This is a genomic window from Cereibacter azotoformans (genome assembly GCF_021391315.1).
Classification (GTDB): Bacteria; Pseudomonadota; Alphaproteobacteria; order Rhodobacterales; family Rhodobacteraceae; genus Cereibacter_A; species Cereibacter_A azotoformans.
This window is the reverse complement of the sequence record NZ_CP090021.1, coordinates 766,281-789,858: the sequence shown is the minus strand read 5'-3', so window position 1 is coordinate 789,858 and position 23,578 is coordinate 766,281. Positions and strand designations below refer to the sequence as shown.

General features: G+C 68.8%; 22 protein-coding genes and 1 tRNA gene. 7 read left to right on the top strand and 16 right to left on the bottom strand.

Annotation, left to right across the window (positions count from 1 at the left end; all coding sequences use genetic code 11):
- The first annotated feature begins 3 nt into the window (after positions 1-3).
- Genes LV780_RS03945 through LV780_RS03935 form a run of 3 tightly spaced genes read left to right on the top strand, consistent with a single transcriptional unit; the run spans position 4 to position 2,910 of the window.
- Complete coding sequence (locus LV780_RS03945; protein WP_108221751.1) at positions 4-1,014, top strand: branched-chain amino acid ABC transporter permease; 1,011 nt, start codon at positions 4-6, stop codon at positions 1,012-1,014.
- A complete protein-coding gene (locus LV780_RS03940) occupies positions 1,011-2,306 on the top strand; it encodes a branched-chain amino acid ABC transporter permease (RefSeq protein ID WP_117344882.1) in 1,296 nt (431 codons plus the stop codon). Before LV780_RS03945 ends, LV780_RS03940 begins: the two co-directional genes overlap by 4 nt.
- A 55-nt stretch (positions 2,307-2,361) precedes the next feature.
- Positions 2,362-2,910 carry a nucleotidyltransferase family protein gene (locus LV780_RS03935; RefSeq protein WP_044248609.1) on the top strand — a complete coding sequence of 183 codons (549 nt, stop codon included), beginning with the start codon at positions 2,362-2,364 and terminating at the stop codon, positions 2,908-2,910.
- Positions 2,911-3,004: 94 nt separating this feature from the next.
- Here the strand turns inward: LV780_RS03935 and LV780_RS03930 are convergent, their stop codons facing one another.
- From LV780_RS03930 to ypfJ, 3 genes are all read right to left on the bottom strand, one after another.
- Positions 3,005-3,628, bottom strand: coding sequence for a Hint domain-containing protein (locus LV780_RS03930; RefSeq protein WP_117344881.1), 624 nt, complete (start codon positions 3,626-3,628; stop codon positions 3,005-3,007).
- Between the two features lie 638 nt (positions 3,629-4,266).
- Positions 4,267-4,350 (bottom strand) — tRNA-Leu (locus tag LV780_RS03925).
- A 106-nt stretch (positions 4,351-4,456) separates the two neighbouring features.
- Positions 4,457-5,296 carry a KPN_02809 family neutral zinc metallopeptidase gene (gene ypfJ, locus LV780_RS03920; RefSeq protein WP_108221748.1) on the bottom strand — a complete coding sequence of 280 codons (840 nt, stop codon included), beginning with the start codon at positions 5,294-5,296 and terminating at the stop codon, positions 4,457-4,459.
- Positions 5,297-5,422: 126 nt separating this feature from the next.
- Between ypfJ and LV780_RS03915 the strand changes: the two genes are divergently transcribed.
- Positions 5,423-5,887: a disulfide bond formation protein B gene (locus tag LV780_RS03915; protein WP_108221747.1), complete on the top strand. Its 465-nt coding sequence runs from the start codon at positions 5,423-5,425 to the stop codon at positions 5,885-5,887.
- A 67-nt stretch (positions 5,888-5,954) separates the two neighbouring features.
- Positions 5,955-6,644, top strand: a complete 690-nt coding sequence (locus tag LV780_RS03910; RefSeq protein ID WP_108221745.1) for a DUF1045 domain-containing protein — start codon at positions 5,955-5,957, stop codon at positions 6,642-6,644.
- Between the two features lie 4 nt (positions 6,645-6,648).
- Here the strand turns inward: LV780_RS03910 and LV780_RS03905 are convergent, their stop codons facing one another.
- From LV780_RS03905 to LV780_RS03845, 13 genes are all read right to left on the bottom strand, one after another.
- Positions 6,649-7,089: a chlorhexidine efflux transporter gene (locus LV780_RS03905; RefSeq protein WP_101341711.1), complete on the bottom strand. Its 441-nt coding sequence runs from the start codon at positions 7,087-7,089 to the stop codon at positions 6,649-6,651.
- Between the two features lie 164 nt (positions 7,090-7,253).
- A complete protein-coding gene (locus tag LV780_RS03900; RefSeq protein ID WP_181318535.1) occupies positions 7,254-7,421 on the bottom strand; it encodes a hypothetical protein in 168 nt (55 codons plus the stop codon).
- Between the two features lie 2 nt (positions 7,422-7,423).
- Positions 7,424-8,059 (bottom strand): SMC-Scp complex subunit ScpB, encoded by a 636-nt coding sequence (gene scpB, locus LV780_RS03895; protein ID WP_108221743.1) that lies wholly within the window; start codon positions 8,057-8,059, stop codon positions 7,424-7,426.
- On the bottom strand, positions 8,059-8,844 hold the full coding sequence (locus LV780_RS03890; RefSeq protein ID WP_044248604.1) for a segregation and condensation protein A: 786 nt from the start codon (positions 8,842-8,844) through the stop codon (positions 8,059-8,061). The genes scpB and LV780_RS03890 overlap by 1 nt, the downstream gene beginning before the upstream one ends.
- Positions 8,837-9,853, bottom strand: coding sequence for a glycoside hydrolase family 3 N-terminal domain-containing protein (locus LV780_RS03885; protein ID WP_108221741.1), 1,017 nt, complete (start codon positions 9,851-9,853; stop codon positions 8,837-8,839). The genes LV780_RS03890 and LV780_RS03885 overlap by 8 nt, the downstream gene beginning before the upstream one ends.
- Positions 9,850-10,806, bottom strand: a complete 957-nt coding sequence (locus LV780_RS03880; protein WP_108221739.1) for an SPOR domain-containing protein — start codon at positions 10,804-10,806, stop codon at positions 9,850-9,852. Before LV780_RS03880 ends, LV780_RS03885 begins: the two co-directional genes overlap by 4 nt.
- Before the next feature lie 70 nt (positions 10,807-10,876).
- Positions 10,877-12,619, bottom strand: coding sequence for an arginine--tRNA ligase (argS, locus tag LV780_RS03875; protein WP_101341946.1), 1,743 nt, complete (start codon positions 12,617-12,619; stop codon positions 10,877-10,879).
- 74 nt (positions 12,620-12,693) lie between these two features.
- The gene (locus LV780_RS03870) at positions 12,694-13,188 is read right to left on the bottom strand and encodes a holin family protein (protein WP_108221737.1); all 495 of its coding nucleotides are present in this window, start codon (positions 13,186-13,188) and stop codon (positions 12,694-12,696) included.
- On the bottom strand, positions 13,179-13,790 hold the full coding sequence (locus LV780_RS03865) for a holin-associated N-acetylmuramidase (RefSeq protein WP_108221734.1): 612 nt from the start codon (positions 13,788-13,790) through the stop codon (positions 13,179-13,181). The genes LV780_RS03870 and LV780_RS03865 overlap by 10 nt, the downstream gene beginning before the upstream one ends.
- A 173-nt stretch (positions 13,791-13,963) precedes the next feature.
- A complete protein-coding gene (gene ccmE, locus LV780_RS03860) occupies positions 13,964-14,419 on the bottom strand; it encodes a cytochrome c maturation protein CcmE (protein WP_011907947.1) in 456 nt (151 codons plus the stop codon).
- Positions 14,420-14,443: 24 nt separating this feature from the next.
- A complete protein-coding gene (argC, locus tag LV780_RS03855; RefSeq protein WP_011907946.1) occupies positions 14,444-15,472 on the bottom strand; it encodes an N-acetyl-gamma-glutamyl-phosphate reductase in 1,029 nt (342 codons plus the stop codon).
- Between the two features lie 24 nt (positions 15,473-15,496).
- A complete protein-coding gene (locus LV780_RS03850) occupies positions 15,497-16,309 on the bottom strand; it encodes a glutamate racemase (protein WP_011907945.1) in 813 nt (270 codons plus the stop codon).
- Positions 16,310-16,463: 154 nt separating this feature from the next.
- Complete coding sequence (locus LV780_RS03845) at positions 16,464-19,850, bottom strand: indolepyruvate ferredoxin oxidoreductase family protein (RefSeq protein ID WP_108221733.1); 3,387 nt, start codon at positions 19,848-19,850, stop codon at positions 16,464-16,466.
- Between the two features lie 156 nt (positions 19,851-20,006).
- Here LV780_RS03845 and LV780_RS03840 point away from each other — a divergent pair, with 156 nt between their 5' ends.
- Both LV780_RS03840 and purL read left to right on the top strand, forming a co-directional pair.
- On the top strand, positions 20,007-20,900 hold the full coding sequence (locus tag LV780_RS03840) for a LysR family transcriptional regulator (RefSeq protein ID WP_011907943.1): 894 nt from the start codon (positions 20,007-20,009) through the stop codon (positions 20,898-20,900).
- A 438-nt stretch (positions 20,901-21,338) separates the two neighbouring features.
- Positions 21,339-23,498 carry a phosphoribosylformylglycinamidine synthase subunit PurL gene (gene purL, locus LV780_RS03835; protein ID WP_108221731.1) on the top strand — a complete coding sequence of 720 codons (2,160 nt, stop codon included), beginning with the start codon at positions 21,339-21,341 and terminating at the stop codon, positions 23,496-23,498.
- Positions 23,499-23,578: the final 80 nt, after the last annotated feature.

Sequence of the window (23,578 nt, the reverse complement as noted above, 5' to 3'; positions counted from 1 at the left end):
CGCATGGACATCCTGAACGCTCTTGTGGCCTTCCTCAATTTCGTCTTCGTGCCGGGCCTGGCCTACGGGGCGCAGCTGGCGCTGGGTGCGCTCGGCGTCACGCTGATCTATGGCATCCTGCGCTTTTCCAATTTCGCCCACGGCGACACGATGGCCTTCGGCACCATGGTGACGATCCTTGGCACCTGGGGCCTGCAAGCGGCGGGCGTGAGCGCGGGGCCGCTGCCCACGGCGCTCCTGGCCCTGCCGCTCGGCATTGCGGTGACGGCGGCGCTGGTGCTGGGCACCGACCGCGCGGTCTATCGCTTCTACCGCAGGCAGAAGGCGGCGCCGACCATCCTCGTCATCGTCTCGCTGGGCGTGATGTTCGTGATGAACGGGATCGTGCGCTTCATCATCGGTGTCGAGGAGATCGGCTTCACCGACGGCGAGCGGTTCCTGATCACCGCCGGCGACTTCCGCAACATGACGGGCCTTTCGGAGGGGCTGGCCATCCGGACCACGCAGGCGATCACCGTCGTGACGGCCGTCATCGTGGTGGCCGCGCTCTTCTGGTTCCTGAACCGCACCCGCACCGGCAAGTCCATGCGCGCCTTTTCCGACAACGAGGATCTGGCGCTGCTCTCGGGCATCAACCCCGAGCGCGTCGTGGCCGTGACCTGGATCCTGGCGGCGGCGCTGGCGACGACGGCGGGCGTGCTTTACGGGCTCGACAAGAGCTTCAAGGCCTTCACCTACTTCCAGCTCCTGCTGCCGATCTTCGCATCGGCGATCGTGGGCGGGCTTGGAAGCCCGATCGGCGCGATCGCGGGCGGCTTCGTCATCGCCTTCTCGGAGGTGACGGTGACCTACGCCTGGAAGAAGGTGGCGACCTACCTCTTGCCCGACGCGCTGGCGCCCGACGGGCTCGTGCAGCTCATGTCCACCGACTACAAGTTCGCGGTGAGCTTTGCCATCCTGATCATCGTGCTGCTGTTCATGCCCACCGGGCTCTTCAAGGGGAAATCGGTATGAACCGCAACCTCCTTCTCTTTGCCTTCGTGGCGCTGCTCTTCATCGCGACGGGGATGCTGCAGAGCTGGAACTCGGCGCTCGGCATCCTGAACATGGCGCTGATCTCGGCGATCATGGCGCTCGGCGTGAACATGCAGTGGGGCTATGCCGGCCTCTTCAACGTCGGCGTGATGGGATTCGTGGCGCTCGGCGGGCTTGCGGTGGTGCTGACGGCGGCGCAGCCCGTGCCGGGCGCCTTCGCGGCCGGCGGCTGGGGGATCCTGGGCGCGCTGGCGCTGGCGGCGGCCACCCTCGCCGCGGCGGTCGCGATCTGGCGCCGCCTGCGGGCCGGCTGGACGCGGACGCTGGCGCTGCTGGCCGTTCTGATCGGCGGCTTCTTCGCCTTCCGCGCGCTCTTCGACCCGGCCGTGGCGGCGATCGAGGCGATCAACCCGGCCCTGACCGGCAATATCGGCGGCCTCGGACTTCCGGTGCTGCTGGCCTGGCCGGCCGGAGGCCTTCTGGCCGCCATCGCCGCCTGGGCGATCGGCAAGACGGCGCTGGGGCTCCGCTCGGACTATCTCGCCATCGCCACGCTGGGCATTGCCGAGATCATCATCGCGGTGATGAAGAACGAGGACTGGCTGGCCCGCGGGGTCAAGAACATGATCTCGCTGCCGCGGCCGGTGCCCTACGAGGTCGATCTGCAACGCAGCGCCGCGTTCGTCTCCTGGGCGCAGGGCTGGGGCTTCGATCCGGTGACGGCCTCGGCCATCGTGGTCAAGCTCTGCTATGCGGCGCTGTTCGTGGCCGTCCTGGCCATCATCATCACCCTGTCCGAACTCGCGCTGAGGTCTCCCTGGGGGCGGATGATGCGCGCGATCCGCGACAACGAGGTGGCCGCCGCCGCCATGGGCAAGAACGTCACCCGGCGGCACCTGCAGATCTTCGTGCTGGGCGCGGCGGTGATCGGCATTGCCGGCGCCATGATGACGACGCTCGACAGCCAGCTCACGCCGGGCACCTACAACCCGTTGCGCTTCACCTTCCTGGTCTGGGTGATGGTGATCGTCGGCGGGTCGGGCTCGAACTGGGGCGCGGTGCTGGGCGGCTTCCTGATCTGGTGGCTGTGGGTGATGGTCGAGCCGATCGGCCTTGCGGTCATGGGCGCGGTGACGGCCGGCATGGCCGACGGTTCCTGGCTGAAGGTCCATCTGCAGGACTCCGCGGCGCACATGCGGCTGCTGACGATGGGGCTGATCCTGCTGATCGTGCTGCGCTTCTCGCCGCGCGGGCTGATCCCCGGGCGCTGAAGTGGCGCCCCTCGCTCCCGTCGTGCTGTTGCTGGCGGCGGGGGCCTCGCGCCGCATGAGGGGTGCGGACAAGCTGCTGGAGCCGGTGGGGGGCGTGCCCCTCCTCCGCCTCCAGGCAGCCAGGGCGCTGGAGGCCGGACTGCCGCTGGTCGTGACGCTGCCGCCCGACCGCCCGGCCCGTGTGGCGGCTCTCGACGGGCTCGACCTGACCCGCGTGACGGTCGCCGACGCCGCAAGCGGCCTCTCGGCCTCGATCCGGGCGGGCCTCGGGGCGGTGCCGGAGGGACGTGCGGTGCTGATCCTGCTGGCCGACCTGCCCGAGATCGAGGCGTCCGACCTTGCCGCACTCGCCGCCCTCCACCATCAGGCGCCCGCCGCGATCCTCCGTGCGACCTCGGCCGACGGGCGCCCCGGCCATCCGATCCTCTTCCCGGCCGATCTTCGCGCCGACCTGCTGGCGCTGGAGGGCGACGCGGGGGCGCGGACGCTCCTGAGGCGCGAGGCGGCCCGGGTGCGCCCTGTCGCGCTGGAGGCCGCGCGCGCCATCACCGATCTCGACACGCCGGAAGACTGGGCGGCCTGGCGGGCCCGGACAGGCCGCTGAGGTCACCATGGGCCGGGAATCGAAAAGGGGCTCCCGGAGGAGCCCCTTTCCGCATCGGCCTGCCTTGGGGGGTGCCGTGCCGATGCCTTGCCTGTCAGCGGACCAGGGCGGCTTCCCTGTCCGGGACGAGAACGGGGCGCGCCCTGCCAAAGGCGGCCAGTCCGTCGCTGCTGCGCAGGCTGGGGAAAAGTTCGAGCAGTTCGGTGCGTTGCGCGTTGCCCATCCCGTGGATGAGCCGCTCGGTCGGCTGGAAGCTCTCGCACCAGGCGCCGTTGGCAAGCACCACCTCATGCCGGTCGAACATGACGTGGATGTAGGTCGTGCCGCCACAGTCCACCTCGCGGATCCCCCGCGGGCCGACGAGGTGCTTGGCCGCAACCAGCGCCTCGGGCTCGTCGAAATGGATGTGCGTCCGATCGCGGGTGACCAGCAGACGGTGGTTCGGGCTGACCATCATGTCGCGGTCGGGCAGGTCCTGTCCGAGGCTCCCTTTCTCGACCAGCACGGGTCTGAGGTGCGGATGGGCCAGAAGCAGCGCGTGATCGAGCCGGCGGCGGCTGATCCAGCGGATGGGCTGGATCCCGTTGTCGCGGCTGATGACACGGTCGCCGACGGCGAGTTCTTCCACCGCCACCTCTCCCCGTGGCGTGGCGATCAGCGTGCCCGGCGTGAAGCAGGCAACAACGACCGTGCCGGATTGGGACCTGGATTCACTCATGACACGCGATGCTCCGATACACCTCCAGCGCCTTTTCGCCGCCCGAAAGGGCCGGGTGATGCGGACCGGAAGCCATCGGCTTCTGCTCCGGGCGTGGCTCACCGGAGCCGGCATGGCGCAATCTGAAATCCAACATTCTCAAAATGGGTCCGGCTTCTCGAGCCGTGCCTGAAACTCCCGATCCGCACCCCGACCGATGGCCGACTGTCGCCGCCGCGAGGTCCGATCCCGCCAAGCCGGGACAGGAAAAACGTAGCGGCCTCCGCGGCTTGCACAAAGGGAAAAGCGAAGGTCGGCTCGGCTGCGGGCTCCCGCGGAGCCTCGTGGCGAGGCGTTTCGCTGCAATTGCACAACCGCCAATGGCAAAATGTCACGCACTCGCCCGAAGGCTGGGAACACTCCCCTGCGCAGGATTGCACCAACCGAAGAAGGCGCTTGGCCTGTCCACCTTCCCCGGCGCCCCTGGCCGATCGGCGCTTCGGCATCAAGAACTGCAACCGCAGCTTGCAAGATCGCGCGCGCACCGCCCTGGATGCAGACGAAAGAGGCGGATCACCCTGAGGTTGCGCGCCCGGCGTTGGGCGCGATTCGTGGCCACGCCGGCAGCGCGCATGATGGGTTGAGAACAAACCGGGATCTGGTGCGGCTGGTCGGACTCGAACCGACACTCCGTGAGGAAAGGGTGTTTGAGACCCCCGCGTCTACCATTCCGCCACAACCGCACGCGGGTCCGTTTAGCCTGCGCCCTCGCCCACGTCAATGTGGCGGTCCGGAGCCGCGATCAAGGGGTGCCAGCCCCCCCCGGCAGGCTGCGAACGTCGCGCACGGTCAGAGGCGGTCGGCGCCGAAGCTGTCGCAATCCACCAGCCTGCCAGAGCCGTAGCCCCTCTCGAACCAGCGCATCCGCTGCTCGGAGGTGCCGTGGGTGAAGGTGTGGGGCATCGGCACCCGCCCCGCCGCGCGCTGGAGCGTGTCGTCGCCGATCCGGCGCGCCGCGTTGATGGCCTCTTCGATGTCCCCCGGCTCAAGGCTGCCGAACTGCGCCTCGGCATGGCGGGCCCATATGCCCGAGAAGCAGTCGGCCTGCAGCTCGATCCGAACCGAGATCGCGTTGCTCTCGGCCTCGCCGACGCGGGCGCGCAGGGCGTTGGCCTCGTCGAGGATGCCCAGTTCGTTCTGCACATGATGCCCGATTTCATGCGCCACGACATAGGCGGCCGCAAAGTCGCCGCTGGCGCCCAACTGCCGCTCCATGGTCGCGAAGAAGGCGGTGTCGAGATAGGCCTTGCGGTCGAGCGGGCAGTAGAACGGGCCGGTCGCCCCGTTCGCCCCGCCACAGGGCGAGCCGGTGGCCTGAGAGAACAGCACCAGCACCGGCGGCCGGTAACGGGCATCGAGCTGGTCGGCGAAAACCTGGGCCCAGACCTCCTCGGTGTCGGCGAGCGTCACCGAGACGAACTCCGCCGCCTCCTGATCCGCGGCCGAAAGTTCCCGCGGGGCCTGCGACCCCGTGGTGCCCTCGAGCAAGGGCGTGACATCGACGCCGAGCGCCCAACCGATCAGGAGCACCGCGAGAAACCCCGCCCCGCCGATCCCGCCGATGCTGCCCACGCGCGAGCGCCGCCGGTCCTCGATGTTCCGGCTGCCCCGCCGTCCGCGCCAGTCCATTCCGATTCTCCCTCGGCCATCTTCTGCACGAACTAGAACCGCCCGACCGCCCCGCCACTCTCGTTTCATCTTGACCGCCGCGGCCGCGCATGATGCAACCCGCGGGATCATGCCGGAGGTGCAGCGATGACACGCAGGTTCCTGATGCTGGTGGCCGCCGCCGGGTCGGCCGGGCTGCTTCTCGGCGCGCTGGGGTTCCAGTTCTTCGTCGAGCTTCCGCCCTGCCCGCTGTGCATCTGGCAACGCTGGCCGCACGTTCTGGCCGTGCTGGCCGGGGCTGTCGCCGTCTTCCGTCCCGCCCCGATTGTGGCGCTGGTGGGTGGCCTTGGCGCCGCGGCATCGGCCGCCATCGGCTTCTACCACGTGGGCGTCGAGCAGAAATGGTGGCTCGGCTTTGCCTCCTGCTCCACCGGCTCCATCGAGGGCATCTCGGCGGCGGATCTGCTCAATCCTGCGGTCGATCTCGGGCCGGTCGTGCGCTGCGACGAGATCGCCTGGCAGTTCATCGGCATCTCGATGGCCGGGTGGAACGTGATCATCTCGGCCACACTCGCCGCCCTCTGGCTGGCCGCGGCCCTGCGGAAGGCATAGGCTTGGCGCCCCTTCCTTCGCAGCCGCAGCGCGCTATGCTGAGGGATCGGCGAAGAGAGGGACGCGCATGGAAGGTTTCTCGCGATACGCGATCTACTGGACGCCCGAGGGCCCGCTCGCCCGCTTCGGCCGGAGCTGGCTGGGGTGGGATCCGGTGACGGCCGAGCCGGTAGCCCATCCCGCGATCGAGGACCTGCCGCGCGATGTGGCCCTCATCACGCAGGCGCCACGCAAGTACGGCCTGCACGCCACGCTGAAGCCGCCGTTCCGGCTGGCCGACGGAGCGGACGTGACAGACCTTCACGCCGCGGTCGTGGCGCTCTGCCCCTATCTCGCGCCCGTGACCCTGCCCGGCCTTAAGCTCGACCGCATCGGCGGCTTTCTCGCACTGGTGCCTGCGGGCAATGAGGAACCTCTCGCGGACCTCGCCGCCGAGGTGATGCGGGCGCTTGACGGTTTTCGCGCGCCGCTGACAGAGGCCGAACTCGCGCGCAGACGGCCCGAGCGGCTGACACCCCGGCAGCGCGGCCATCTGGCGGACTGGGGCTATCCCTACGTCTTCGACGATTACCGCTTTCACGTCACGCTGACGGGTGAACTGCCCGAAGCCGAGCTTGCCGAGGTGGTGACGGTGCTCGAGCCGCTGCTCGAGCCCATTCTGGCCGAGCCCGTGCGCATCGGCAGCCTCTGCCTCTTTGCCGAAGCCTCCGACGGCCGTTTCCGCATGCTCGAGCGGCTGCCGATCACCCGCTCGTGAGGCGTCAGCACATGAGGGTGCCGGGCGCCGCGGCACGGCGACGCTCGCGGACCAGCTGCGCCGGCAGGCCAAGCGCCCAGTGAAGCCCGGCCAGCGCCAGCGCCGTCAGCATCGCCTCGCGCGGGGGCTGCGCGCCCAGCCAGATCAGCATCGGAAAGGTGAGCATGAGCGAGGTGGCCGCGCCCGAAAGAGAGCGCACGATCCAGGTGCCGGCCGGCCGCATGGTGTCGGGCCGGCGGGTCAGGTGCCAGTCGAACCAGTCGAAGAGCAGGCGATGCAGGCCGGACCAGAGGAAGGCCACGGCGGCCACGGGCAGCACCACCGTCAGCGCCGCGCGCGCCGAAACGTCAAGGGCCAGACTGTAGAGCGGGATGGCAAGCGCCAGCGCCACCGCCTCGAAGAAGAGGGTCTGGAACAGGCGTCCGGCAAAGGAAGGCGAGGACATGGAAACTCCAAACAACAAAAGAAAGGTCTCGTATCGGAGCGCGGACGGCGCTCCGCGGCCCTAATGGGACCTGTGCAACCCTTAGCAGCGGATCAGGAAAACCGATAGGCCCCTGTCGGGCCATCGGCGGATTTCAGCGCCGGAACCTGCCCGCGATCCGGTCGTCAGCGGCCCGCGCGGCGGGTTTTCTGCGCAGCCTTCCGCGCCAGCTTGGCCGCCGAACGCGCGCTGCGCGTGGGCCCGGGTGCCCCGAGGACGAGGTCCTGGGCCGCCCCGGCCGCGCGACCGAGGAAGAGGCGCCGGAGCCGGCTGACGAATGCGCGAGCGATCATGGTCAGTCCTCGAAGAGTTCGCTTTGTCCCGTCACCGGCTCGTCCTCGTCCGGCTGCCGCGCGCTGCCCGGCGGCGGACGGTTGTCGAGCAGGCCCGCCGCGCGCAGTTCCTTGATCCCCGGCAGATCGCGCGCCGACTCGAGCCCGAAGTGATCGAGGAAGGTCTCGGTCACGACGAAGGTCACCGGGCGGCCGGGCGTCATGCGCCTGCGGCCGAACCGGATCCATTCCAGCTCGATCAGCTGGTCGATGGTGCCGCGACTGACGGCCACGCCGCGGATCTCCTCGATCTCGGCGCGGGTGACGGGCTGGTGATAGGCCACGATGGCCAGCGTCTCGATCGCGGCGCGCGAGAGCTTCTTCTGCTCGACCGTCTCCTTGCGCATCAGGAAGCCCAGATCGGCGGCCGTGCGGAAGGCCCAGGCGTCGCCCACCCGCACCAGATGCACGCCGCGCCCCTCGTAGCGGCTGCGCAGATGCATCAGCGCCTCGGCCGGATCGCAGCCATGCGGCATCCGGGCCGCCAGCTCGGCCACCGTCACCGGATCGGCGGAGGCGAACAGGATCGCCTCGACCATCCGTTCCTGCTCGGCCATCACCGGCGCGTCGAACAGGCACTTTTCCGGCCGTTCGTTCATCAGCCTTCCTTCCTGCGGATCAGGATGGGGGCGAAGGTCTCGCCCTGTCGGACCTCGATCTGGCCGCGCTTGGTCATCTCGAGGATCGCCGCGAAGTGGGCCGCGGTGGCCGAGCGGCGGCGCATCGGATGGCCGTCCCAGCCCTCGGGCAGATACGAGGTCAGCTCGCCCCAGTCGCCGAACCAGCCGAGCATTCCGCGCATCCGCTCCAGCGCCTGTTCCATGGTGAAGACATGGTGGCGGTCCATCACGAAGGGGCGGAACTCGTCGCGGGTGCGGATGCGGGCATAGGCGCGCATCAGGTCGATGAGGGTGACCGTGTAGCTGATCTGTCGGTGGCGCGTGACATCCTCGGGCAGGCCGCGGGCGAAGAAGTCCCGTCCCTTCTGGTCGCGCGCCATGAGCCGGGCGGCGGCATCGCGCATCGCCTCGAGCCGTTCGAGCTGAAAGGCCAGATGCGCGGCCAGTTCCTCGGCCGAAGGCCCCTCCTCGGTCGGGTCGGGGGGCAGCAGCAGCCGGCTTTTCAGATAGGCGAGCCAGGCCGCCATCACGAGATAATCGGCCGCAAGCTCGATCCGCAGTTGCCTGGCGTGGGTCACGAACAGCAGATACTGCTCGGCCAGCTTCAGGACCGAGATCCGGCGCAGGTCCACCTTCTGCGTGCGGGAGAGCGTCAGAAGCAGGTCGAGCGGGCCCTCGAACCCCTCGACATCGACGATCAGCGCCTCGGCCGCCAGCCGGTCCGCGACGCTGAGGACGGAGGTCTCTTCCCAACCGTCAGCCATGCACATGCCCGCCCAGAAGGCCGGCATGTTCGGCCTCGAGCGCCCGGCTGTCAACCGGCTCCGGCGGACGGCGCGCGGCAAGGGCCGCCCGCGCCCGGGCCAGCGTCGCCGCGCCCATGTCACCTGAGGCCAGGGCCACCGCGTCCATCTCGGCCAGATCGCCGTTGCAATGCAGCGCCAGATCGCAGCCGGCGGCGATGGCCGCGCCCGCGCGCGCGCCGATGCTGCCCGACAGCGCCTGCATCGAGAGATCATCGGTCATCAGAAGGCCGCCGAAGCCGATCTCGTCCCGGATCACCCGGATCATGGCGGGCGAGCAGGTCGCGGGCCGCTCGGCGTCATGGGCCGCAAAGATCACATGAGCGGTCATGGCGAGCGGCAGGTCCGACAGCGCCCGGAACGGCGCGAAGTCGCTTTCGGCCAGCGTCTCGCGCCCGGCGGTCACGGTGGGCAGGTCGTGGTGCGTGTCGGCCGCGGCGCGACCGTGGCCCGGCAGGTGCTTCATCACCGGCAGGACGCCGCCCGCCAGATGCGCCTCGGCCACGGCACGCGCCAGACGCGCCACGCGCGCCGCCTCGTCGGACAGGCAGCGGTTGGCGAGGAACGGGTGCGTGGCCGGGGTCAGGACATCGGCCACCGGAGCGCAGTTGCCGTCGATGCCCACGGCGCGCAGCTCCTCCGCGATCAGCCGGTAGCGCAGCCAGAGCATCCGCTCGGCGCTCTCGCTCGCCTTGCCCACCGCCTCGAGGGGCGGCAGCCACTCGCGCCAGTGCGGCGCGCGCAGGCGCTGGACGCGCCCCCCCTCCTGGTCGATGAAGATCGGCGCGTCGCGCCCGACCGACCCGCGCAGATCGGCCGTCAGGGCCGAGACTTGCGCCGGGTTCTCGATGTTGCGCGCAAAGAGGATGAAGCCGAACGGATCAACCTGCCGGAAGAAGTGGCGCTCGGCGTCGGTCAGGGTGGGGCCGGAGCAGCCGAAGATCGTGGCCGACCGGCCGGCTTCGCTCATCGCAGCGCGACCGGAATGCAGGCGGTGTCCTCGGCCAGAAGCGCCGAGCAGAAGCGGCGTGCTTCGCCCTCATCCGCAAAGCCCGAGGCGCGGAGCCGGTAGAAGGTCCGCCCACCGCTCTGCGCGGTCTGGACCACGCGGCCCTTGTCGGTGATCAGGGCGCCGAAGCGGGAGGCGAGCTTGTCCCACTCGCGGCGCGCCGAATCCGCATCATCGAAGGCGCCGAGCTGGACGAGCCGCGTTCCGGCCGGGAGGGTCGAGGCGTCCACCTCGGTCGCGGCGACGGCGGCGGCGGGCGCAGCGGCCGGCGTGGCGGCGGCCGCGCGTGCGGACCGGGCCGGGCGCGGCGGCGGGATGGGCGAGCTGCGGATGGCGCCGGGCTCGGCCACCAGCGGCATGGTCTCTTCGACCGCGGCCTCGGGCTCCGGCGTGTCCGCAAGGGCCTCGGCAAGCGCGAGCTTCGTGGCATCCACGTCCAGGGCCGGAAGGTCCGTGCCGGCAAGGTCGGCGCCGTCATCCTCCTCCGCGACCTCGGGCAGGATCTCGGTCGTCGCCGCCAGACTTTCTTCGGCGGATGTGGCCGCAGTGGCCCCCGGCTGATCGAGGCCCGGCTCATCTTCCAGGGCAAGTTCCACCGGCTTGGGCGCCAGAACCAGCCGGTCCGGCGGCGGGGCCGCCGTGCCGGCCGCGGCCACATCATTGACGGCAAGCCCCTGATGGGCCGCGATCTCGCCGCCCGGATTGTCGGGAACGATGCGCATCGGCCCTTCCAGCGCGCGCACCACGGGGATGCCGTTCACGTCGCGCACCGCCAGCTTGTAACCCCAGATCGCAAGCCCGAGGATCAGCGCGATCGACGAGACGCCGCCTGCGATGTTGATCATGCGCTGGACCTTCGCAGGCCGCTGGGGGGCGTAATACCCCTCGAAGTCGTCGAAATCCACGTCCGCCATGCTCTGCCCCACTGCGCGCGGGGCACGCCCCGGCGCTGCTTGCCTGTTACGCCCCGGCGGATGCATGTTTTCAGCGCATTTCTTCGACCGGAGTGACCCCCAAGATACCCAAACCGGCGCAAATCACAACGCCTACGGCCCGGGCAAGGGCGATTTTCGCCTGTGAAACCACAGGATCGTCCTGCAGGAAGCGCAATCCCGGCTCATCGTTGCCGCGGTTCCACAGCCCGTGCAGGTCCGAGGAAAGCTCGTGCAGGTAGAAGGCGATGCGATGCGGCTCGTTCGTGCGGGCCGCGATCTCGACCAGCCGCGGCCATTCGGCCAGCTTGGCGATCAGCGCAATCTCGGCCGGATGGTCGAGCCGGTCGAGATCCGCGCCGGCCAGCGCCGCGTCGGCCACGTCCATCCCCTGCTCGCGCGCCTTGCGCAGCACCGAGTTGATCCGGGCATTGGCATACTGGACGTAGAAGACCGGGTTTTCCTTCGACTGTTCGAGCACCTTGTCGAAGTCGAAGTCCAGCGCGGCGTCGTTCTTGCGCGTCAGCATGACGAAGCGGGTGACGTCCGGCCCCACCTGCTCCACCACGTCGCGCAGCGTGACATAGGTGCCGGCGCGCTTCGACATCTTGAAGGGCTCGCCGTTCTTCCACAGCTTCACCAACTGGATCAGCTTGATGTCGAGCGGCACGCGCCCATCCGACAACGCGGCCACGGCGGCCTTCATCCGCTTGACGTAGCCGCCATGGTCGGCGCCGAAGATATCGATCAGCTGGTCGAAACCGCGGGTCACCTTGTCGTAGTGATAGGCGATGTCGGGGGCGAAGTAGGTCCAGCTGCCGTCCGACTTCTTCACCGGCCGGTCCACGTCGTCGCCATGGGCGGTCGAGCGGAACAGGGTCTGCTCGCGCGGCTCCCAATCCTCGGGGGTCTTGCCCTTCGGCGGCTCCAGAACGCCTTCATAGATCAGACCCATGTCCTGCAGGCGCTGCAGCGCGGCCTCGATCTTGCCGGTCCCGTAGAGCGCCTTTTCCGAGGAATAGACATCCATCTCGACGCCGAGGGCGGCCAGATCCTCGCGGATCATCTGCATCATCATCTCGGTGGCGAACTCGCGCACGTCGGTGAGCCAGAAGTGCTCGCCCTTGTCGAGCAGGCTGTCGCCATACTTCGCCTTCAGCGCCTCGCCCACCGGGATCAGATAGTCGCCGGGGTAGAGCCCCTCGCGGATCTCGGGCTCGAGACCATGGGCCTCGCGGTAGCGTTCGTAGGCCGAGCGGGCCAGCACATCGACCTGCGCGCCGCCGTCGTTGATGTAATATTCCCGCGTCACGTCCCAGCCGGCGAAGACCAGAAGCCGCGCCAGCGCGTCGCCCACCACCGCACCGCGGACATGGCCCACATGCATCGGCCCCGTCGGGTTGGCCGAGACGAATTCGACGTTCACCCGCTGGCCCGCGCCGATGGTCGAGCGGCCGTAGGCGTCGCCCGCCTGCAGCACGCGGGCCACGAGGCCCTGCCAGACCGCCGGCCGCAGCCGCAGGTTGAGAAAGCCCGGCCCCGCCACCTCGGCCGACAGAATCCGAGGATCCGCCGCAAGCCGCGTGGCCAGCGCCTCGGCGATCGCGCGCGGCGGCTTGCCCGCGGGCTTGGCGAGCACCATCGCCGCGTTGGTGGCCATGTCTCCGTGGGCCGGATCGCGCGGCGGCTCGACCGCGACGGCGGACAGGTCGAGCCCTGCGGGAAGCTCGCCCGCCTCGGCCATGGCGCCAAGCTCGGCGGTCACGAGAGAACGGATTTCGGTGAAGAGGTTCATTCGGGGCTTGTCCTGATTGTTGCCCCGGCTTTGCCAGAGGCGGGCGCACAGGTCAATGGCGCCCGCCCCGGCCGTCAGCTCCGCCCGTCGCGCCAGTCGTCGAGCGCCGCATTGGCCTCGCCCCGGGCCGCGGGCGCGGCTCCGGGAGCCACCGCCCCCGCCGCGCTTGGATGGCGGGTGCGGAAGTAATGCGCCTCGCGCGAGCCGAAGTAGAAGCCCACGATCGCCGCCAGCAGCCACCAGAGCGGATCGGGCACGAGGGCGAGACCCGACATGCGCCGGCCGAAGCTCTCGGGATCGACCATGGCGAAGCTGAAGAGCGCAAGCGTTCCGAAGGCGAGCATCGGCCGCGGCAGCCGGTTCACCCCGTTCACGAACCGGTCGAACCCGCCATTGCCGGGATTGGCGAACTCTTCGGAATATTGCTGCAGCGCCTCGCCCTGCATCTCGGCCGAAAGCTCGATCTCGCGCGTGGCGTTCGGGCGGAAGACCTCCGCCACATCCTTCACCGCGGCCCCGAGAGTGGCCACGCCGTCGCCGCCGGCGATGATGCGTCCGATCAGGCCCATGAGGCGGTCCTTTCCCGATGCTGGGCATCGGTCAGGCGGTAACGGGGCGCCATGAACTCTTCCGCCCGGAGGATCCAGCCGCCCTTTCCGCCGTCCTTCCTCCGGGCGTACTTGCGCGACGAGGGCCGCCCATCGGCCAGCGCATAGTAGAAGTTTCGGCGGGCGACGGCGTAGGCATCCGCAAGATGATCGGGCGCGGCCTCATGGGCCGCCTGCGCCTGCCGGATGGTCTGGGGCCCGATGGCCCCATCGGCGGCGCAGGGAAATCCCATCTCGGACACGAGCCGCTGGAGGATTTTCACCGCGTTCGAGCCGGCGTTGACATACATGTCGAAGAGGCCGGGGTGCAGCACCTCGGGCAGGTTGCCGATGCCGGGGCGGCGGAAGTAATGTTCGACGAAGATCGCCTCGGCCTGCGCGCGGGTCACGGCGCGCACATCCTCGAGGCCGATGCGCCCGTCGCCCGTCGTGTCGAACCCCAGACGCCGCAGCGTGGCGATGGTGACACCGTATCTCGTGGCCCCGCCGGGATCGTCGGGGTCGTTCACAAAGCCGCCCTCGCGGGCGACGATCTCTTTCGCGATCTGCTGGACCGTCTGCATCTCACCCTCGTCTTCAGCCGGAGGCCAGACTGGAGGAGGAGGTTCAAGCCGTGGTTAAGACCGCGCACGGCGGAGCGGTGAGAGCGGGGGCTCTGCCCCCGCGCCCCCGGGATATTTGGGCCAGAATGAAGGACGGCGTGCGCGGCATCGGGAGGCGGCGCGGGAGCGGCCGGTCAGCCCTGGGGCTGGTCCTCGGTGTGCTGGAAGACGCCCTGTTCCTTCAGCGCATCCACCACTTCCTTCGGCATGTAGGTCTCGTCATGCTTGGCGAGGATCTCGCTGGCCTGGAAGACGCCGTCCACGAGGCGGCCGGTGCCGACCATGCCCGCATCCTCGGCAAAGAGGTCGGGCAGGACGCCGGTGAAGCGGACAGGCACGGTCGCGTTCGTGTCGGTCACGCGGAAGGTGACGGTCTCGCCCTGCCCCCGCACGAGGCTGCCCTTCTCGACCAGCCCGCCGATGCGGAACACCTCGGTCTCGGACGGCGGCGCCTCGACCACCTGCGTCGGCGAGCGGAAGAAGTTGATCCCGTCGCGCATGGCGTAGCCGATCAGGGCCGTCGAACCCGCCAGCGCCACGAAGGCCAGCGTGATGATCTGGATGCGGCGTTTCTTCTTCAGGCCCTTCATGTCACCCTCTTGGCAGAACGGCTCTTACGGGAAGACCGGGGCGAGCCGGAGGCCCGCCGCCTCGTCCAGCCCCAGCATCAGGTTCGCATTCTGGATCGCCTGCCCCGAAGAGCCCTTGCACAGGTTGTCCAGCACCGCCACCACCAGGGCGCAGCCGGGGATCCGGTCCCCGATCACGCCGATATGGACGTAGTTGGACCCCCGGATATCCCGTGTCGAGGGGAGCGCGCCAAAAGGTAGCACCTCAAGGAACGTTTCCGTGAGGTAGCGGTCCGCGAGGGCCCGGTGCACCGCTTGCGGGTCGCCCTTGACATGGACGCTGGCAAGGATGCCGCGGTTCATCGGCGTCAGATGCGGGGTGAAGCGGACCTGCACGGGCCGCCCGGCGATCTTCGAAAACTCCTGGTCGAACTCGCCCAGGTGGCGGTGCGTGCCGCCGGCGGAATAGGCGTGCGTGCCCTCGGACAGCTCGGCATGGAGGAGGTTCTCCTTCAGGCTCCGTCCCGCGCCGGAGACGCCGGCCTTGAGGTCGATCAGGATGTCGTCGAGGTCGATCACGCCCGCCTCGATCAGCGGCCGGATCGCATACTGGCCGGTCGCCGCGTTGCATCCCGTGCCGGCCACCAGCCGCGCGCCGCGGATCTCGTCGCGGTAGAATTCGGTCAGCCCGTAGACCGCCTCCTTCTGCAGCTCGGGCGCGGAATGGGGCTTGCCATACCAGGTCTCGTAGGCGGCCGGATCGCGGAGGCGGAAATCGGCGGAGAGATCGACGATCTTCAGATCGCGCGGCAGGGCCGAGATCACCTCCTGCGAGGTCGCGTGAGGAAGGGCGCAGAAGGCCAAGTCCACATTCGAGAAATTGATCTCGTCGATCTTCTGCAGGCGCGGCAGGTCGAGATGGCGCAGGAACGGAAAGACCTCGGACATCGCCATGCCTGCCTTGCGGTCGCCCGAGAGCGCCACGATCCGCATCGAGGGATGGGTGGCGATCAACCTGACCAGCTCGGCGCCCGTGTAGCCGGAGGCTCCGAGGATGGCGATGTTCTGAACCATGTGTCTCTTTTCCGTTTCTTTCGGTCAGGCGGCCTCGAAGGTGATGCGCCGGCGCAGGAACTGCGTGGCCTTGTTCGAGACCGACCGGGGGTCGCCCGTCGTCAGGAACTTCGACTCGGTGCCCTGCCCCACGAACTCGGGCCTGCGGGCCAGATAATCCGCAAGGCTCTCGGCCACAAGATTGGCCTGCGAATAGACGGTGACCTCCGGCCCCAGCGCCTCCTGGAAGGTGGCCTCCATCAGCGGATAATGGGTGCAGCCGAGGATCGCCGCCTGCGGATGCGGCATCCGCCGCTTGAGCGCTTCGACATGGCTGCGCACCAGCGCCTCGGCGAGGATCTCGTCGCCCTGCTCGATCGCATCCACCACGCCGCCGCAGGGCTGGGCCTCGACATCCACGCCAATGGCGCGGAAGGCCAGTTCGCGCTGGAAGGCGCGGCTGGCCACGGTCGCGGGCGTGGCAAACAGCGCCACATGCTTCACCGCCACCTCGCGCGGGGGGCTGTTGTCGCCCCACTGCCGCTCGGTCAGCGCCTCGATCAGCGGCACGAAGACGCCGAGCACGCGCTTGTCCCGGGGGATCCAGCTCTCCTGCATCCGCTTGAGCGCCGCGGCCGAGGCGGTGTTGCAGGCCAGGATCACCAGATCGCAGCCCTCGGCCCAGAGCCGCTCGGTCGCCGCGCAGGTCAGGGCGAAGATGTCGTCGGCGTCGCGCACGCCGTAGGGCGCATGGGCGTTGTCGCCGAAATAGACGAAGGGCACCTCGGGCAAGCGCCTCTGGACCGCATCAAGAACCGTGAGGCCACCCAGCCCCGAATCGAACACACCAACCGCCATGCCTGCCCCCGCCCCTCAGGACTTTTCTGTCCCGTCAGCATAGGATCATGCCGCGCAAGACGGAAGCGCCGAGGTGGCGCCATCCGACTTATTCCGCAGGGCCCGCGAGCCCGCAACGGGCACGGGAGACCGCACCGCCCTCGGGCGCCGAGGACTACTCGGCCGCCATCGGCAGGGGCGCCCCGCCCGCGCGGATCGCGGCCAGAAGCTCGGCCCGGCGGTGCGCGGCCGTCTCGGCATTGGCCTCCTTCACCGGCCCGTAGCCGCGGATCGCGAGGGGCAGCCGTGCCAGCTCGCGGCCCAGTTCCATCGTTTCGGGCGTCAGAGCGGGAAGGATCTCGGCCATGTCCGCCTCGAACTGGGCGATCAGCCGGCGTTCGAGCCGCCGCTCGGGGTTCCGGCCGAACGGATCGAGCGGGGTGCCGCGCAACGGCTTGAGCGCCGCGAGCAGCCGGAACGCCGGGATCATCCACGGGCCGAACTGGCGCTTCCTGGGCCGTTCCTCTCCCTTGCCGGCCAGGAACGGCGGCGCGAGGTGGAAGGTCGGGCGGAAGTCGCCGTCGAACTCGGCCCGCGCCCGCGCCATCGTGTCGAGATGCAGCCGCGCCACCTCATACTCGTCCTTGTAGGCCAGAAGCTGGTAGTAGCCGCGCGCCACATCCTCGCGGATCTCTGGCGGGGCGCGGTCCACCAGCGCGCGGAAGCGCCGCGCGAGCCGGCGGGACTGGTAGCCGACCAGCCGTTCGGCGCGGTAGTCCACCGGATCGACGGGTTTCACCGGCTCGGGCTGCAGGATACGGGCGGCCTCGGCCGGATGCAGCACCGCCCAACGGCCGAGGGCAAAGGCGCGCGCATTCCGCGCCACCGCCGCGCCGTTCAGCTCGATCGCGCGATGGATCGCCTCGGCCGAGAGCGGGATCAGACCCTTCTGCCACGCCGCCCCGAACACCATCATGTTGGAATAGATCGAGTCGCCCATCAGCGCCCGCGCAAGCTCGGTCGCATCCAGGAAGGCCACCCGATCCTGGAGCCGCGCCTGAAGCGAAACCTGCAACCGTTCCGAAGGCACGCGGAAGTCGGTGTTCCGGGTGAACTCTCCCGTCACGATGTCATGGCTGTTCACCACCGCCCCCGTGCGGCCCGTGGCCATCAGCCCCAGGGTCTTCGCACCCGCCGTCACGACGAGATCGCCCCCGATCACCGCATCCGCCTCGCCCACCGCCACGCGGATGGCGCTGATGTCCGAGGGCTGCTCGGCGATGCGGCAGTGGATGTGGACGGCTCCGCCCTTCTGGGCGAGGCCCGCCATCTCCATCATGGCTGCAGCCTTGCCGTCGATGTGGGCCGCCATCGAGAGGATCGCGCCCACCGTGACCACCCCCGTGCCGCCGACCCCCGTCACGAGCAGGTTGTGCGTGCCCCGGATCGTCGGCAGATCGGGCTCGGGCAGGTGCGGCAGGTCGATCTCGGCGGTCGCGGCCTTTCGGGGCTGCGCGCCTTCGAGCGTGACGAACGAGGGGCAGAAGCCGTTGAGGCAGGAGAAATCCTTGTTGCAGGAGGATTGGTCGATGGCGCGCTTGCGGCCCAGTTCGGTCTCGACCGGCACGATCGAGACGCAGTTCGACTGCACGCCGCAGTCGCCGCAGCCTTCGCACACGTCCGTGTTGATGAACACCCGCCGGTCGATGTCGGGGAAGGTGCCCCGCTTGCGGCGCCGGCGCTTCTCGGCGGCGCAGGTCTGGATATAGACGATGGCCGAGACGCCCGGAATCCGGCTGAACTTCTTCTGCACCTCCATCAGGTCGGCGCGCTCGTGGATCTCGATGCCGCCGGGGAAGCGCGAAAGGTCCACCTCCTCCTTCGCGTCATGCACGACCGCGATGTGGCCCACACCCATCGCCTGGATCTCGCGCACGATGCGGTCGGCGCTGAGGTCGCCCTCGTTGTGCTGCCCCCCCGTCATGGCCACGGCGTCGTTGAAGAGGATCTTGTAGGTGATGGTGGTGCCCGCAGCCAGCGCCGCCCGGATCGCCTGCACGCCTGAGTGGTTGTAGGTGCCGTCGCCCAGATTCTGGAACACATGCGGGCGCTTCGAGAACGGAGCTTCCCCGATCCAGTTCGCGCCCTCGCCGCCCATCTGGGTGAAGCCCACGGTGTCGCGGTCCATCCATTGCACCATGTAATGGCAGCCGATGCCCGCATAGGCGCGGCTGCCCTCGGGCAGCCGGGTCGAGCTGTTGTGCGGGCAGCCCGAGCAGAAATAGGGCAGCCGCGCCGCAAGGTCCTGCGCATTGTCCGCCCGGCGCGCCTCGGCCAGCCGGGTGAGGCCCGCCTTCACCCGGTCGGTGCCCCGGCCCTCCTCGATGAGGATCGCGCCGATCTTTTCCGCGATCCCGACGGGATCGAGCGCGAACCGTGTCGGAAACAGCTCTTCCCCCCGATCGTTCTGCCAGCCGTAGATGCGCCGGCCGCGGCGGTCGTTGAAGATCGCCTCCTTGGCCTGCACCTCGATCAGCTTGCGCTTTTCCTCGACGCAGACGATCAGTTCGAGCCCCTCGGCCCAGTCCTGAAAGCCGCGGAAGTCCATGGGCCAGACCTGCCCCACCTTGTAGGTGGTGATGCCCAGCCGCTCGGCCTCGGCCTCGCCGATCCCCAGCAGCGACAGGGCATGGACAAGATCAAGCCAGCTTTTCCCGGCCGAGACAAAGCCGATCTTCGCGCCGCGGCGGCCCCAGACGCGGCGGTCCATGCGGTTGGCATGGCTGAAGGCTTCGGCCGCGAACCGCTTGTGGTCGATCATCCGCGCTTCCTGCGCGACGGGCGTATCGACAAGCCGGATGTTGAGCCCGCCCTCGGGCATGCGGAAGTCGGGCAGGACGAAATTCATGCGGTCGGGCCGGCCATCCACGACCGCCGTCGCCTCGACCGTGTCCTTCATGGTCTTGAGACCGACCCAGACGCCCGCAAACCGCGACAGCGCCCAGCCATAGAGCCCGTAATCGAGGATCTCCTGCACGCCCGCCGGCGAGAGGACGGGAATGTAGGCATCGACCATCGCCCAGTCCGACTGGTGCAGCGTGGTCGAGCTTTCGCCGGTATGGTCATCGCCCATCGCCATCAGCACGCCGCCGTGGCGCGAGGTGCCGGCCATGTTGGCGTGGCGCATCACGTCGCCGGTGCGATCCACCCCCGGCCCCTTGCCATACCAGAGCGCGAAGACGCCATCGAAGCGCCCCTCGCCGCGCAGCTCGGCCTGCTGGGTGCCCCAGATGGCGGTCGCCGCCAGATCCTCGTTCAGCCCCGGCTGGAACAGGATGTCCGCGCCCCTGAGGTCCTTCTCGGCGCGCGCCATCGTCAGGTCCACCGCGCCCAGCGGCGAGCCGCGGTAGCCTGTCACATAGCCTGCGGTATTCAGCCCCGCCGCCCGGTCGCGCGCCTTCTGCATCAGCATCAGCCGCACCATGGCCTGCGTTCCGTTCAGCAACACCGGCGATTTCGCGAGGTCGGTGCGGTCGGACAGCTTCACATCCTGCCTGCTCATAGGTCTCCTCCCAGTGCCTTTGAACATGACTCCATGTTAGGTCAAAATTGCTGACCTACAAAGCGGTTTCCGAGCCATGTTTCCATTGCAACCCGGATATGCAATCCGATAGGGATCATTGCGCACGGGCCGCCTGACGCGGCGGAGGATTGCGACATGGACTGGGACAAGCTCAGAATATTCCACGCCGTCGCGGATGCGGGCAGCCTGACCCATGCCGGCGACACGCTCCACCTCTCTCAGTCGGCGGTCAGCCGCCAGATCCGGGCGCTGGAAGAGAGCCTGAACGTGACCCTTTTCCACCGTCACGCGCGGGGGCTGATTCTCACCGAGCAGGGCGAGCTTCTGTTCGATGCGACCAGCCAGATGGTCAAGCGGCTGGAGGCCGCGGCCGCGCGGATCCGCGACAGCGAGGACGAGGTCTTTGGCGAGCTGCGCGTGACCACCACCACCGGCTTCGGCACCCTCTGGCTCGCGCCGCGGCTGGTCGGGCTTTACCGCAAGTATCCCGCGCTGAAGATCGACCTGATGCTCGAGGAGCGCGTGCTCGACCTGCCGATGCGCGAGGCCGACGTCGCGATCCGCATGAAGGAGCCGAGCCAGGCCGACCTGATCCGCAAGCGCCTCATGTCGATCCGCATGCGCCTCTATGCCTCGCCGGACTATGTGGCCGAGCACGGAATGCCCGAGAAGATGGAGGATTTCTCGCATCACCGGCTGATCTGCCAGCTTCCGGGGGCGCCTCAGGTGGCGGCGGGGGCGGCGCTGGTGCAGGAGATCCTGACGAACGACATTCCCTCCACTCTCACGGTGAACAACTACTTCGGCGTGCTTCAGGCGGTGCTGAACAATCTCGGGGTGGGCGTCATGCCGGACTATCTGGCCGTGGCCTTCCCGCAGCTGGTCCGGGTCATGCCGGAGGTCGAGTCGAACGACGTGCCCGTGTTCCTCGCCTACCCCGAGGAACTGCGCCACTCCAAGCGTGTCGCCGCCTTCCGCGAGTTCGTGATGGAAGAGATCTCGCTCTACCGCAGGCAGCAACAGACCTGAGCGTGCTCGCCCGGCCGTGCGGCGGGGAAGCGCCTCGGCGGGCTAACCGCATGGCAATACAGGAAAAGATGGATCCGTGGCTAAGCTATGCACCAGACGCATGACGGCCATGCCTTCAGCATAGCATCATGGCGCTTGATCGCGACGAGTCGCGGCCCTACATCGCCTCTCGAAGCGGGTGATCGAGAGTCTCTCTCGTCCGCTTCATACCTCCCTGTTGGACTTGGGCCGAGCTTCTGCTCGGCCTTTTTTTTGCTTTCCGCATAGCTTTGTCGGAATGCCCATCCGATGGGCCATTTGCGGCGACGATGCCGAACGGCACAGCAGAACAAGGACGGTCGGGCGAAAAATCTTGCGCCGGCGCGCGGTGCGCCTCCTTCCCCTGATGGCCGTTCCGTCCTATGAGGCGCCAAAGCCCCTGCCGCGGAGAGATGTGCCATGACCGAGCCCGAAATCACCCCCGAGCTGATCGCGGCCCACGGCCTCAAGCCCGACGAATATGAGCGCATCCTCGGGATCATCGGGCGCGAGCCGAGCTTCACCGAGCTTGGCATCTTCTCGGCGATGTGGAACGAGCATTGCTCCTACAAGTCGTCGAAGAAATGGCTGCGCACCCTGCCCACCACCGGCCCGCAGGTGATCTGCGGCCCCGGCGAGAACGCGGGCGTGGTGGATATCGGCGACGGTCAGGCGGTCATCTTCAAGATGGAGAGCCACAACCACCCGTCCTACATCGAGCCCTATCAGGGGGCGGCGACCGGGGTCGGCGGCATCCTGCGCGACGTCTTCACCATGGGCGCGCGGCCTATCGCGGCGATGAACGCGCTCAGCTTCGGCGAGCCGAGCCACCCCAAGACCGCCCATATCGTCAAGGGCGTGGTCGAAGGGATCGGCGGCTATGGCAATGCCTTCGGCGTGCCCACGGTGGGCGGCGAGGTGCGCTTCCACCGCGCCTACAACGGCAACTGTCTGGTGAACGCCTTTGCGGCCGGGCTCGCGGACGCCGACAAGATCTTCTACTCGGCGGCCTCGGGCGTGGGGATGCCGGTGGTCTATCTCGGCGCCAAGACGGGCCGTGACGGCGTGGGCGGCGCCACGATGGCCTCGGCCGAATTCGACGACACGATCGAGGAGAAGCGCCCGACCGTGCAGGTCGGCGACCCCTTCACCGAAAAGCGCCTTCTGGAAGCCTGTCTCGAACTGATGGCCTCGGATTCGGTCATCTCCATTCAGGACATGGGGGCGGCCGGCCTCACCTGCTCGGCCGTCGAGATGGGCGACAAGGGCGACCTCGGCATCAAGCTGCAGCTGGACAATGTCCCGCAGCGCGAGGCCAACATGACGGCCTACGAGATGATGCTGTCGGAAAGCCAGGAGCGGATGCTCATGGTGCTGAAGCCCGAGAAGGAGGCCGTGGCCCGCGCGATCTTCGAGAAGTGGGATCTCGACTTCGCCATCGTCGGCGAGACCATCCCCGAGGACCGCTTCCTGATCCTGCACGGCAACGAGGTGAAGGCCGACCTGCCGCTGAAGGCGCTGTCGGGCACTGCACCGGAATACGACCGCCCGTGGGTCGAAACGCCCGCCGCCGCGCCCTTGGGCGACGTGCCCGAGGTCGATCCGATCGAGGGTCTCAAGGCGCTGATCGGCTCGCCCTCCTATGCGCACAAGGCCTGGGTCTGGGAGCAGTATGACAGCCAGGTGATGGCGGATACCGTGCGGGCACCCGGCCTCGGCGCGGGCGTCGTGCGGGTGCATGGGACGCCGAAGGCGCTGGCCTTCACCTCGGACGTGACGCCGCGCTACGTCAAGGCCAACCCGTTCGAGGGCGGCAAGCAGGCGGTGGCCGAAGCCTACCGCAACCTGACCGCAGTGGGCGCGAAGCCCTTGGCCACCACCGACAACATGAACTTCGGCAACCCGGAAAAGCCCGAGATCATGGGCCAGTTCGTCGGCGCCATCAAAGGCATCGGCGCCGCCGTCGCGGCGCTCGACATGCCGATCGTCTCGGGCAACGTCTCGCTCTACAACGAGACCGACGGCGTGGCGATCCTGCCCACCCCCACCATCGGCGCGGTCGGCATCCTGCAAAGCCTGGACGAGCTGATCGCGGGCCAGCCCGAGCAAGGCGACGTGGCGCTGGTGATCGGCGAAACAAAGGGCCACCTCGGCCAGTCCGCGCTGCTGGCGGAACTGCTCGGCCGCGAGGACGGCGACGCGCCGCATGTCGATCTCGACGCCGAGAAGCGCCACGGCGAGTTCCTGCGCGCCAACCGCAAGCTCGTGTCGGCCGCGACCGACCTGTCCGACGGCGGCCTCGCTCTCGCGGCCTTCGAGATGGCCGAGGGCGCGGGCCTCGGCCTGACGCTGACGGTCACCGGCACCGCGCAGCTCTTCGGCGAGGATCAGGCACGCTATCTGGTGGCCGTCCATCCCGACCAGACCAAGGCGCTGCAGGCGGCGGCCGAAGCCGCCGGAGTGCCGCTGCAGCAAGTCGGCCAGTTCGGCGGCGAGGAAGTGACGCTGGGCACCGTCTCGGCACCGCTGGTGGACCTGTCGCGCCTCTACCGCGGCGCCTTCGCGGCTGCCATCGGCTGATGCTTTTGCGGGCAGAGGCCACGCGGCCCCTGCCTGCAGCCCGCGCACCGCTTGCGCGCGTCCTGCATGCGTCATACATC